At 67.5% G+C, this 12,615-nt stretch carries 10 protein-coding genes; 2 read left to right on the top strand and 8 right to left on the bottom strand.

Annotated elements, in window-relative coordinates:
- Positions 1-139 precede the first annotated feature (139 nt).
- From FHS55_RS13440 to FHS55_RS13420, 5 genes are all read right to left on the bottom strand, one after another.
- Positions 140-1,180: a BMP family protein gene (locus FHS55_RS13440; protein WP_183190241.1), complete on the bottom strand. Its 1,041-nt coding sequence runs from the start codon at positions 1,178-1,180 to the stop codon at positions 140-142.
- A 94-nt stretch (positions 1,181-1,274) separates the two neighbouring features.
- Positions 1,275-2,036, bottom strand: coding sequence for an NUDIX hydrolase (locus FHS55_RS13435; protein WP_183190240.1), 762 nt, complete (start codon positions 2,034-2,036; stop codon positions 1,275-1,277).
- A 6-nt stretch (positions 2,037-2,042) separates the two neighbouring features.
- The gene (locus tag FHS55_RS13430; RefSeq protein WP_183190239.1) at positions 2,043-2,939 is read right to left on the bottom strand and encodes a PhzF family phenazine biosynthesis protein; all 897 of its coding nucleotides are present in this window, start codon (positions 2,937-2,939) and stop codon (positions 2,043-2,045) included.
- A 3-nt stretch (positions 2,940-2,942) separates the two neighbouring features.
- Complete coding sequence (gene pdxY / locus FHS55_RS13425; protein WP_183190238.1) at positions 2,943-3,791, bottom strand: pyridoxal kinase PdxY; 849 nt, start codon at positions 3,789-3,791, stop codon at positions 2,943-2,945.
- 123 nt (positions 3,792-3,914) lie between these two features.
- Positions 3,915-5,117, bottom strand: coding sequence for a GGDEF domain-containing protein (locus tag FHS55_RS13420; RefSeq protein ID WP_183190237.1), 1,203 nt, complete (start codon positions 5,115-5,117; stop codon positions 3,915-3,917).
- Between the two features lie 186 nt (positions 5,118-5,303).
- Between FHS55_RS13420 and FHS55_RS13415 the strand changes: the two genes are divergently transcribed.
- Both FHS55_RS13415 and FHS55_RS13410 read left to right on the top strand, forming a co-directional pair.
- Positions 5,304-6,566, top strand: coding sequence for an amidase family protein (locus tag FHS55_RS13415; protein ID WP_425485814.1), 1,263 nt, complete (start codon positions 5,304-5,306; stop codon positions 6,564-6,566).
- A 150-nt stretch (positions 6,567-6,716) separates the two neighbouring features.
- Positions 6,717-7,490 carry an outer membrane protein gene (locus FHS55_RS13410; protein ID WP_183190235.1) on the top strand — a complete coding sequence of 258 codons (774 nt, stop codon included), beginning with the start codon at positions 6,717-6,719 and terminating at the stop codon, positions 7,488-7,490.
- Between the two features lie 139 nt (positions 7,491-7,629).
- Here the strand turns inward: FHS55_RS13410 and FHS55_RS13405 are convergent, their stop codons facing one another.
- From FHS55_RS13405 to FHS55_RS13395, 3 genes are read right to left on the bottom strand one after another with little or no spacing between them, the layout of a single operon-like run.
- Positions 7,630-8,439, bottom strand: coding sequence for an LssY C-terminal domain-containing protein (locus FHS55_RS13405; RefSeq protein ID WP_183190234.1), 810 nt, complete (start codon positions 8,437-8,439; stop codon positions 7,630-7,632).
- Positions 8,440-8,443: 4 nt separating this feature from the next.
- Complete coding sequence (gene metH / locus FHS55_RS13400) at positions 8,444-12,181, bottom strand: methionine synthase (RefSeq protein ID WP_183190233.1); 3,738 nt, start codon at positions 12,179-12,181, stop codon at positions 8,444-8,446.
- Positions 12,171-12,563, bottom strand: coding sequence for an endonuclease domain-containing protein (locus FHS55_RS13395; protein ID WP_183190232.1), 393 nt, complete (start codon positions 12,561-12,563; stop codon positions 12,171-12,173). Before FHS55_RS13395 ends, metH begins: the two co-directional genes overlap by 11 nt.
- Between the last annotated feature and the right edge of the window lie 52 nt (positions 12,564-12,615).

The raw sequence follows: 12,615 nt of genomic DNA, 5'->3' as shown, positions 1-12,615 counted from the left end.
GCCGCCTGAAGGGACTCTCTCCACCTCTCCCCGACGGGGAGAGGTGCCCGCGCAGCGGGTCGGCGAGGGGTTGCGCCTTGCGGAGCGGCGAAGATCCCTCACCGACCGACCTCCCCACGTCAGGGAGGAGCAGCGCACGTCACAGCGTCGACTTGGGCTCGCCGTCGTTCACGTTCACCCGGAACAGGCCGTCCTTGATCTCCTTCTCCTTGACGAGAACGAGGTCGACGACATCGGGCGGCACCAGCTTGGGATCGAGCGGTGCGAGGCTCGCGCCACCCTCGGCCATGTAGCTGTAGGGGCCGTAATCGGCGGCGACGAAGGTACCCGCCGTCACTGCGGCGATCGCCTTGTCGATGGTCGGCTCCATCTGCCACAGGGCCGAGGCCACCACCGTGCCGGGATACTGGGCGGAGGTGTCGATGACGTTGCCGATCGCCTTCACGCCGCGCTCTTTGGCGGCATCCGACACGCCGAAGCGCTCGGCGTAGAGAATGTCCGCGCCCTTGTCGATCTGGGCGAAGGCGGCTTCCTTCGCCTTGGGCGGGTCGTACCAGGAGTTGATGAAGGTGACGATGAACTTCACCTTCGGATTCACCGCCTGCGCGCCTTCCATGAAGGCCTGCATCAGCCGGTTCACCTCGGGAATGGCGTAGCCGCCGACCAGCCCGATGACGTTCGACTTGGTGAGCTTTCCCGCCACCATGCCGGTGAGATAGGACGGCTCGTGGATGAAATTGTCGAACACCGAGAAGTTCGGCTTGGTGGGGCCGAAGGAGGAGCCCATGAGATAGGCGGTATTTGGATAATCCGCCGCCACCTTGCGCGCCGGGCGCTCCACCGCGAACACCTCGCCCACCACGAGGTCCGCGCCCTCCTGCGAATATTGCCGCATCACCCGCTCGTAATCGGTGTTGGCGACATTCTCGGAGAATTTATAGGTGATGTCGCCGCGCGCCTCGGCCGCTTTCAGCGCCTTGTGGATGCGCGACACCCATTGCTGCTCCACCGGCACGGTGTAGATCGCCGCGACCTTGATGGGCCGGGTCTTGGCGGCGGCCAACGCCGCGCCACCGAAGGCCGAAAGCGCGACCGCGCCGGCGCCAAGCGCCAGCAACTGCCGTCGATCAATCACCCCTGACGAAAAAAGCGGCAGTGTTTCGGACGACTTCACGACCATCTCTCTATCTCCGCGACGATAAGGAAGGCGGCTCACGCCTGCGCGGCCGCTTTATGCGCCGACACATGCGAGCGTTGTGCCATTTTCGAACTGTTCAGTCCGAAAAGTCACGCGGGCTTTTCGCCTTGCCCCCAGACATGCTGCCCCAGACATGCGCGAGATAGGCCCGGATGAACGGCGGCATGCCCGCGCAGATGTCGTCGGGACCGCGGGCGATGATCACCGCGTCGATCTCGGAGCGTTCCTGCGCGTGGATATGGGCGCGGATGCGGCGGGCCACATCCTCGGCACTGTCGGGGGAGATGATCTGGCGCAGCAGCGCCACGCGGCGCTCATCGCGCAGCAACGTCCAGCCGGGCGCGGGTGTCGCGTCGCGCGGTGACAGGCCGGTTTCCTCGTGAAGTTCACGCCACACGCTGGCCTCGAGGTCCACCCGCCCGTCGGGGGTGACATCGTCGGGGTCCGGCGTGCCGGCGGCGAAATAGATGCGCCCGGCATTGGCGGTCCAGGGCGCCATGCGGGCCAGCACGAAGCCGCCATCCGCCCCACGCAGCGCGCCCATGGCGAAGCCGTTGCGCGCCAATGGATGTGGCGGCTCTGTGCCGAGCAGCCAGAGCAGGGCGGCATAGTCGGTCTCGACATAGCGGCCCGTCAGCGCGCCCGCCTCCAGCCCATGCGAGGCCAGCACCAGCACGCGCCCGTTCCAGATGCTCGGCTGCCGCAGCACGCGCTCGGTGAAATGCGCCTCGATGGCGGCCCGGCTTTCCTCCGCGAAGCCGCAGGGTCCGCGATCGATCCGCATATCCAGCCGGTCGATCTCGGTGATGTCCGGGCGATAGGCGACGGCCGCGGTCATGCCGCGTCACACATGCAGCGTGCCCTCGGAGACGATCACCGCGCCGCCACCGATGGTGACGGAGGCGAGCACGCCACCCGTCACTTCCAGCCCGAGCCGCACCAGGCTCGGCCGGCCCATCTCGACGCCCTGCAGGATGTCGAACGCATTGAACCCATCGCCCGGCTTCTCGCCCGCCAGCAGCACGGCAGCGAGCGAGGCGGCGGCCGAGCCGGTCGCCGGATCCTCGTCGATGCCCATGTTGGCGCCGAACATGCGGGCGCGGAAATCGCCCTCGCCATCCTCGTCGCGGCAGAACACGTAGACCGATTCCGCTTCGCTGCCGAACGTGCCGATGAGCCGCGCCGCGCTGGGGCTGATGCGCGCCAGCGCCGAGCGCGAGGCCAGCGGCACGCAGACGAACGGCACGCCCGCCGAGGCCACCACCGGGCGGTAATCGTCGAAGCCGATGTCGGACGTGTCGAGGCCGAGCGCCTGGGCGCAGGCTTCCACGCTCATCGGCTGGGCGTCGAGGATTTCGGGAACGCGCGGCACGGTGAAGATGGCATGGCCGAGCCGGGGACCTTTCACCGTCACATGGCAGGGCACGGCGCCGACATTCTCCTCCAGCACGAAGGCTGTCGACGTCTCGACCCCGTCGCGAATGGCGAGCAGCACCGCCGTGCCGACCGTGGGATGGCCGGCGAAGGGAAGTTCGTGATTGACGGTGAAGATGCGCAGCCGGGCGCGGCTCTCCTCCTCCTGCGGCTTCACCAGGAAGACCGTCTCGGACAGGTTGAACTCGCGGGCGATGGCCTGCATCTGGTTGCCGTCGAGTCCCTCGGCATCGAGCACGACGGCCAGCGGATTGCCCGAGAGGGCGCGGTCGGTGAAAACGTCGAGCGTGACGAAGCGACGGGCCATGGGTCAGAGCTTCTCTGGTGTGAAAATGCGGGACGGCGATACGAATTCATCCTGCGCCGCGACGGTGAGAATCTCCGTCGCGCCGGCGGCAACGGTCCGGGCAAGCAAACCATAGGCCGAAGACGCCGCCATCGAGAGGGCCTGTGCGGTGGAATGCGTCGTCTTCCAGTGCACGAAGAACAGCGCCGCGATGGCATCGCCCGCCCCGCTGGCCGAAATGGCGAGCCGGGGCGTGCGCACGCGGAATCGCCCGTCCGGGCCCGAGGCGATGAGGTCGATGGAATCGGCCGGCGTCTCCTCGGTGTGCAGGCTCGTCACCAGTATGACGCGCGGCCCGGTGGCGTGCACCGCGTCGCAAGCGGCCAGAGCTTGCGCCAGCGTGCCGGTGCCATGGCCGGCGAGGATTTCGAGCTCGAACTGGTTCGGGGTGATGAGGTCCGCCGCCGGCACGGCGCGCGCGCGCATGAATTCGGGAATGCCGGCCCGCACGAACAGCCCGGAGCCCACGTCGCCCATCACCGGATCGCAGCAATAATGCGCGCTTGAATTCGCCGCCTTGACCCGGCCGACCGCGTCGAGGATCGCATCGCCGATCTCGGCCGTGCCCATGTAGCCCGAGAGCACGCCATCGCAGCGCGGCAGCACGTTGCGATCCTCCAGCCCCCCCACCAGCTCGCGGATCAGCCCGCCGCCGAATACCTCGCCGCGCCAGGCGCCATAGCCGGTATGGTTGGAGAACTGCACGGTATGGATGCCCCACACCTCATGGCCGAGCCGCTGCATGGGAAACATCGCCGAGGCGTTGCCCACATGGCCGTAGGCAACCCATGACTGGATCGACAGAATGTTCATTGCACCGCGCCCACGCCCGACTTGAGAGAATCCGCGCTTACCTCTCCTGCGGCAAGGCTTCAAACGAAATTCCGCGCGGCCATCCATCACGAAAGCCGATGAGACGCCGGTGAAGCCCGCGCGTCACCCGTCGATCCAGCCCGGCGGCGCGGCCGGGCGGGCGCCTTCGGCCGGCAGATCTGCCAGCACATAGCCGTCGCGCCCGCCCGCCTTGGCATCGTAGAGGGCGCGGTCGGCCCGGCGCATCGCGCTGTCCAGCGCCTCGCGCTCGCCGATCATCGCCACGCCGAAACTCGCCGTGACGCGCACCCCGGCCGGCACGAGCTGGTAGGTCCGGCCGGCCAACGCGGCGCGAATGGCCTCCAGCCGCGCGGGCGCCTCCCGGATGTCCAGATCCGGCAGCAGCAGGCAGAACTCCTCGCCGCCAAGCCGCCCGCACAGGCCCCCCGGCTGGGAGAGGTTGCGCAGCACGGCGCCGAAAATGCCGATCACCTCATCGCCCGCGGCATGGCCGAAGCGGTCGTTGATCGACTTGAAGCGGTCGAGGTCGGCCATGACCAGGCAGGCTGGCCGATCGGATCGCGGGCGCCTCGTGAAGGATGTGGCGCGATCGAGAAAGGCCGCGCGGGTGAGCGCGCCCGAGAGGTGATCATGCTCCAGCCGCCGTGCCGTTTCCGCCACCAGTTCGGCGACGATCACACCCAGCAGCGCGAGTCCCAGCAGCAGAGACAGCACCGCGCCGACGGTCTGCGAATAATAGGCATAGACGCTCATCACATAGCCGCGCACACTCGGCGCCATGCCATCGCCGAACAGCGGCGCGCCGGCCTTGGCGAGAAACTGCAGCGAGACGAGGACGAGGATACCGGCGAGCAGGCGGTCCCATGGGCCGCGCCGGCCCGAGCCCAGCACACGGGCAGCGCCCAGAGCCGCCATCGCCGCGAACGGCCCCTGATAGGCAAGCCCGTGCGTGAGCGTTCCCCGCGGCAGATCATAGGTCACGGCCACATTGAACAGCGTGCAGCAGGCCCACAGGATGATGGCGGGTGCCACGGACAGGCCGGGTCGGTAATGACGGGTCAGCCCCGCCGCGATCAGCGTCAGGGCAAGCAGCAGAAGCGAGAAGGACAGGCCGGACAGCAGGCGCGCCGAGGCTATGAGCGGCGCCAGCGCCTCCACCGTCACCGTCGCGGCGGCCGACACGAAGCCGGCAGCGCACCAGCGCCCCAATTCGAGACGCGAGCGCCAGGACAGACCGAGAAACGCAGCGGCAAAGGAAAGGCCGATGAAGCCATTGATGACAAGAAGAAAAGTGGCGCCCCGCATTGCCCCTGCCGGAAACGAATCGACCGACCCGCCGACCCGGAGCAGCATAGACGTGCCGGGAGACCGGCGCCACGAACCGGGCCGCGCCGGTTCCCCCGCGAATGCCGTACCCCGCCACCCGCAAGAGGGCCGAATATCGGTCTTGCTCTACTTTCGCGCGCATGCGACAGGCGAGGCATGACCGAGATGCTCTCCGCCGCCGCCCTCGCCCAGGCCATCCGCGCCGGACGCCTGACCCCGCTCGATGTCGCCGAGCGCTGCCTTGAAGCCATTCGCACGCGGGAGGGCGACGTGCAGGCCTTCACCGCGCTGGACGCCGACGCGCTGCTCACGCAGGCCCGCGCCCCCGGGCTGGCGGCGCGTCCGCTCGCCGGCCTGCCGGTGGGTGTTAAGGATATCATCGACACGGTCGACTTTCCCACGGGGCGCGGCTCGCCGATTTATACCGGCTACCGTCCGGTGGCGGACGCGGCGATCGTGCGCATGGCGGTGCGGGCCGGCGGGCTGATCGCGGGCAAGATGTCGACGACCGAGTTCGCCTTCATGCAGCCGTCCCCGACTCGCAACCCGCGCCGTCTGTCGCACACGCCGGGCGGTTCCTCGGCCGGCTCGGCGGCGGCGGTGGCGGCGGGCATGCTGCCCATCACGCTCGGCACGCAGACCGGCGGCTCGATCATCCGCCCCGCCTCGTTCTGCGGCGTCACCGGCTACAAGCCCTCCTTCAAGCTGCTGCCGGTGCTGGGCCTCAAGCCCTTCGCCTGGTCGCTCGACACGCTTGGCCTGTTCGGCGCCCATGTGGCGGATGTGGCTTTCGCGGCCGCGGCCATCAGCGGGCGCGACCTCATCCCGGCGGATGACGGGCATGTGCCGCATTTCGCACTGGTGAGCACGGCGCGCGCCCACCTCGCCGCGCCGGACGCCCATGCCGCGCTGGAGGCGGCCGCGCGCGCCGCGCAGAAGGCCGGCGCCCGCGTCAGCGTGCTCGACCTGCCGGCCGAGGTGGAGGCCGCCGATGCCGCCTGCGGCCCGGTGCAGGCCTTCGAGGCCGCGCTCGCCTTCGCCGACGAATGGGACCGCCACCACGGCGAGCTGTCGGACACGCTCGCCAGCTACCTCGCGAGTGCCCAGCACGTGACCCCCGACGAATATGACGCCGCCCGCCGGGCCTCGCGGCGTGCGCGCCATGCGCTGGCCGATGCCGCGGCCGGGTTCGATGCCATCCTCACCTTCTCCGCCACCGGCGAGGCCCCGGCGGGACATGCCACGACCGGCTCACCCGTCTTCAACCGGCTGTGGACCCTGACCGGCGCGCCCTGCGTGAACGTGGCCGGCCTCACCGGCGCCAGCGGCCTGCCGATCGGCGTGCAGGTGGTGGGACGGTTCGGACGTGACAGGGCTACGCTCGGCGCCGCCCGCTTCCTGGAACGGGCGATCCATGACGGCCATTGACGCAAGGACCGCGGGCGCACCGGCTGTCTATGCGCCGGCGCGAATCTTGGGTTTCGCCTAAATACATTTAGTCAAAAAACGCAAGGGACCGTTACAGTTTATTAAGTCTAGAAATCTATGGTCAGCTCATCCTTCGGGGGAGCGTAATTCATGAGTATCAAAGCATTTCTTCTCGGCAGCGCGGCCGTCGTCGCGCTTGCAGTTCCGTCCTTCGCCGCCGACCTCGCCTATCCGGTGAAGGCAGCGCCGATGGTGTATGCTCCGGTCTTCACCTGGACCGGCTTCTATCTCGGTGGCAATTTCGGCTATGGCTGGGGCGAAAGCTCCGCGCCGTGGCGCGATTATCTCAACTACAAGTATCTGGGCTGGGACCAGAACGGCTATGGCGGGGCGGCTGATCCCGAGGGCTGGTTCGGCGGCTTCCAGTTCGGCTATAACTACCAGTTCGCCAACAATGTCGTGCTGGGCGCGGAAGCCGACTTCCAGTTCGGCTCGGTCAAGGGCAACCTTGATTACTTCGGCGTCCGCACCAGCCCGGGCAATTTCGACCAGCAGTTCGGCAGCATCCAGACCGAGATCGAGTCCTTCGGCACGGTCCGGGCGCGCATGGGCTATTCCATGGATCGCTTCCTTCCCTATGTCACCGGCGGTCTCGCCTGGGGCAACGTGAAGGTTTCCGAGGGCTGGAACAGCTATCTCAACGGCAACCTGCAGCCGCTCCTGGGCGGCAGCAACTCGGCCAGCGAGACGCTGTGGGGCTGGACCCTGGGCGGCGGTCTCGAATACGCCATCACCGACAACTGGACCGTCAAGGGCGAGTATCTCTACACGGATCTCGGCGATATCAGCTGGAACGGGTCTACCAATACCCGCGCCGACGTGAGCCTGCAGACGCTGAAGATGGGCGTGAACTACAAGTTCTGATCCGGCCTCCAGCGCCCGTCAGGACCGGATCGGCAAGCCCCGGACCCGCGCGTCCGGGGCTTCGTCGTTTTCAGGGATCGAGACTTCAGCCGGCCTTGCCGTCCCCGCGAACGCCATCCCCGGCTGCACACCGACGTCGCTAGTGCGGGCCGACCAGCCCGGCTACCGTGCTCCACACCGCATCCTTGATGCCGACCGCGGCCGGCGGGGCAATGACGGTGGGTGGATCGGGGTTCTTCTGTCCGTCCGGCATCAGATCGGCGAACCAGATCTCGCCATCGGTATAATAGGGATCGCCCCCGCCATTGCGCCCGAACAGGGTGGGGCCAAGCCCCGTCACCTGATAGACCTCGCGCACGACGCCCGCCTTCTTGAGATCGTCGACCAGCAGATCACGCACCGCGTCGACATCCGGGCCGATATGGTGGGTGACGGCGCCGGTATAATGGCTGAGGCCGACGCCGCGATCATAGGTCGCCGAGCCGAGCCACACCGCCCGTCCCTCCGTGCCGCGATCCAGCACCTTCCATAGCCGCACATGGTCGCGACGATCGGCGCTCTTGCCGACCTCCTTCTCGAAGGCGAGATCCTCGACGCGCCCGTCATAATAGAGCGGGCTGACCGGCGCCTGCGGGTCCGGGCGGTCCAGCAGCACCGAGCCGATGATGTCGACGCTCGACTTCAGCGTCACCGGGTCCGCCGCCGTCCAGCCCGCCGCGTAAAGGGCGCGGATCACGTCCTCGCGGGCGCCGACGAGACCCACATCGATCGGGTCGCCGGGAATGCCTTGGCTAGTCTGCGTGACCATCGGCATGTGCCGGATACCGGGCTGGTGCTCGTGATGCGTCCACAGCCGCGGCAGCAGGATATAGGCCAGCGCCGCCCAGACCAGCACACCGAGCAGCGCCCAATGCCACACCCGCCGTACATCCTTTTTCAGCGCCGCCATGGGTTCACTCGGCCGCGACGGACTTGTAGCTGACCGGATCGTAATTGAGCACCGGCGCCAGCCAGCGCTCGGCCTCCTCCACGCTCATGCCCTTGCGCGCTGCATAATCCTCGACCTGATCACGCTCGATCCGGCCGACGCCGAAATAGGCGGCCTCGGGATGAGCGAAATACAGGCCCGACACCGCCGCGCCCGGCCACATGGCGAAACTCTCCGTCAGTTCGACGCCAATGCGGGGCGTGACGTCGAGCAGACTGAACAGGGTGGCCTTCTCCGTGTGGTCGGGCTGGGCGGGATAGCCCGGCGCCGGACGGATGCCGCGATAGGCCTCCTGGATGAGCCCCTCATTCTCCAGCGCCTCGTCCGGCGCATAGGCCCAGAATTCGCGGCGCACCCGCTCATGCATGCGTTCGGCAAACGCCTCGGCGAGGCGGTCGGCCAGCGACTTCAGCAGGATCGACGAATAGTCGTCATTGGCGGCCTTAAACGCCTCGGAGCGCTCATGTTCGCCGAAGCCGGTGGAGACGCAGAAGCCGCCGACATAATCGGTCACGCCCGTCGTCGCCGGGGCGATGAAATCGGCCAGCGCGATATTGTGCCGGCCCTCGCGCTTACCCATCTGCTGGCGCAGCGTGTGGAGCCGCGCCAGCTCCGCCGCGCGGGTCTCGTCGGTATAGAGCACGATGTCGTCGCCCACCGTGCCAGCCGGCCAGAAGCCGACCACCGCGCGGGCGGTGAGCCATTTCTCGGTCACGATCCGCTCCAGCATCCGGCGCGCGTCGTCATAGAGCGCGCGCGCGGCGATGCCGACCTTCGGGTCGTCGAGAATGGCTGGGAACTGTCCGGCCAGTTCCCAGGACTGGAAGAAGGGCGACCAGTCGATATAGGGCACCAGTTCGCCCAGATCGTAGCTCTCGAACACCCGCGTGCCGATGAAGCCCGGCACCGGCGGCTGGTAGGCGTCGAAGTCGAGGACGAGGCGGTTGGCGCGCGCATCCCCCAGCTTCACCCGCACCTTGTTGCGGTCGGACTTGGCATGCGCGTCGGCCAGCTTGGCATATTCGGCGCGCACATTGGCGACATAGTCGGCGCGCGAATTGTCGTTCAGCAGGGCCGAGACAACGCCCACCGCGCGGCTGGCATCGGTGACATAGACCGCCTGCCCGCGCACATATTGCGGGGCGATCTTCACCGCCGTATGCACGCGCGAGGTCGTCGCCCCGCCGATCAGCAGCGGCAGGCTGAACCCCTCGCGCTCCATCTCGGAGGCGACATGCACCATCTCGTCGAGCGAAGGCGTGATGAGGCCGGACAGGCCGATGATATCGACCTTCTCCGCCCGCGCGACCTCCAGGATCTTCGCGGTCGGCACCATGACGCCGAGGTCGATCACCTCGTAATTGTTGCACTGCAGCACGACGCCGACGATGTTCTTGCCGATATCGTGCACATCGCCCTTCACGGTGGCCATCAGCACCTTTCCGGCCGAGGAATCCTCGGTGATGCCGTTATCCAGCTTCTCCTGCTCCATGAAGGGCATGAGATAGGCCACCGCCTGCTTCATCACGCGGGCGGACTTCACCACTTGCGGCAGAAACATCTTGCCGGCGCCGAACAGGTCGCCGACCACGTTCATGCCGGCCATCAGCGGGCCTTCGATGACATGCAGCGGACGCGCGACGCCCTGGCGCGCCTCTTCGGTATCGACCTCGACGAAATCGGTGATGCCGTTGATCAGCGCATGCGCGATGCGCTTCTCCACGGCCCATGTGCGCCAGGTGAGATCGGCCTCCCGCTTCTCCTTGCCGGGCCCGCCTTTGAAGTTCTCCGCCAGCGCCAGCAGGCGCTCGGTCGCGTCGTCGCGGCGGTTGAGCACCACGTCCTCGCAGGCCTCGCGCAGCGCCGGCTCGATCTCGGAATAGGGCGCGAGCTGGCCGGCATTGACGATGCCCATGTCCATGCCCGCCGCGATGGCGTGATACAGGAACACCGCGTGCATCGCCTCGCGCACCGGCTCGTTGCCGCGGAACGAGAAGGAGAGGTTGGACACGCCGCCGGAGATGTGGGCATGCGGCAATTGCTGGCGGATCGCCCGCACCGCCTCGATGAAAGCGACGCCATAGCCGGCGTGCTCCTCGATGCCGGTCGCCACCGCGAAGATGTTGGGATCGAAGATGATGTCCTCGGGCGGGAAGCCCACCTCGTCGACCAGGATGCGGTAGGCCCGCGCGCAGATCTCGACCTTGCGCTCATAGGTGTCGGCCTGGCCCTGCTCGTCGAACGCCATGACGACCACGGCGGCGCCATAGGCCCGCACCAGCCGGGCGTAATGACGGAAGGCGTCCTCGCCCTCCTTCATCGAGATGGAATTGACGATGCCCTTGCCCTGGATGCACTTCAGGCCCGCCTCGATCACGCTCCACTTGGAACTGTCGACCATGATCGGCACGCGGGCGATGTCCGGCTCCGCCGCCAGCAGGTTGAGAAACGTGACCATCGCCTGCTGCGAATCGAGCAGGCCCTCGTCCATGTTGATGTCGATGACCTGCGCGCCGTTCTCCACCTGGTCGCGCGCCACGGCCAGCGCGGCGGTGTAGTCGCCATTGGTGATCAGCTTGCGGAAGCGCGCCGAGCCGGTGACATTGGTGCGCTCGCCCACATTCACGAACGGAATGATGGGAGTCAGCTCGAACGGCTCAAGGCCCGAGAGCCGCAGCCGCGGCTCGATCTGCGGCACCACGCGGGGGGCATGCGGGGCCACCGCCTGCGCCAGCGCGCGGATATGGTCCGGCGTCGTGCCGCAGCAGCCGCCGACGATGTTCACGAGGCCGGAAGCGGCAAATTCGCCGACCAGCTTCGCCATCGCCTCCGGACTCTCGTCATAGAGGCCGAACTCGTTGGGCAGGCCGGCATTGGGATAGGCACAGACGAAGGTGTCGGCGAGGCGCGACAATTCGTCGATATGCGCGCGCATCTCCTTGGCGCCGAGCGCGCAGTTGAAGCCGATGGAAAACGGCTGGGCATGGCGCAGCGAATACCAGAACGCCGCCGCCGTCTGGCCCGACAGCGTGCGGCCGGACAGATCGGTGATGGTGCCGGAGATCATCACCGGCAGGCGGATGTCGCGTGCCTCGAACAGCCGCTCGATGGCGAAGACGGCGGCCTTGGCGTTCAGCGTGTCGAAGATGGTCTCGATCAGCAGCAGGTCCGCCCCGCCGTCGATCAGCGCCCCGGCCTGCTCGCCATAGGCGGTGGCCAGTTCGTCGAAGGAGGTCGCGCGGTAGCCGGGATCGTTCACGTCGGGCGAAATGGACGCGGTGCGGTTGGTCGGCCCGATGGCTCCGGCCACGAAGCGGCGGCGCCCATCCTTCGCCTGCGCGAGCTTGGCGGCTTCCTTGGCGAGCCTGGCGCCCTCGAAATTGATCTCGTAGACGAGGCTCTCCATGCCGTAATCGGCCATGGCGATGGTGGTGCCGGAGAACGTGTTGGTCTCGACGATATCCGCGCCGGCCAGGAAATAGGCAAGGTGGATGTCGCGCACCGCCTCCGGGGCGGTGAGGTTGAGCAGGTCGTTATTGCCCTTGAGGTCGCGGTTCCAGCCCTTGAACCGCTCGCCGCGATAGCCGGCCTCGTCCAGCCTGAGCTGCTGGATCATGGTGCCCATGGCGCCGTCGAGCACGAGGATGCGCTGCGCGGCAGCCTCGCGGAGGGCGGAGAAGGTGTCGGACGGCTCAACGGTCATGGTGCGGCTCCTGCTCCCTTTCCCCGTCGGGGAGAGGGTCGGGGTGAGGGGCATTCGCGCGCAGGGCGTCCTGGATCCGCACGAGTACTCCCGCGATATTATTGTTCACGTCGTTATTCCAGAACCGGATGATGAAATAGCCAAAGGCCTCGATCATCCGTGTTCTTTCGGCGTCCAGCTCGGCGGTGTGCTGGCCGCCGTCCAGTTCGATCACGAGCTTGGCGTCGGCGCAGAGGAAATCGACCGTAAAGCGATCGATCGGCTCCTGCCGCCGGAACTTCCAACCATCGAGCTGCCGGTCGCGAAGGCGGGACCAGAGGAGCTTTTCGACGTCCGCCCGGTTCTGGCGTAGCTGGCGTGCTCGAAATACCCTGCCGTCCATCCCCCTCGCCCGCCGCTTCGCGGCGACCTCTCCCCCTCGGGGAGAGGTAAAG

Source organism: Ancylobacter tetraedralis (assembly GCF_014195655.1).
GTDB lineage: Bacteria > Pseudomonadota > Alphaproteobacteria > Rhizobiales > Xanthobacteraceae > Ancylobacter > Ancylobacter tetraedralis.
The sequence above is the reverse complement of the archived record's forward strand: the minus strand, read 5'-3'. Positions and strand labels throughout refer to the sequence as shown.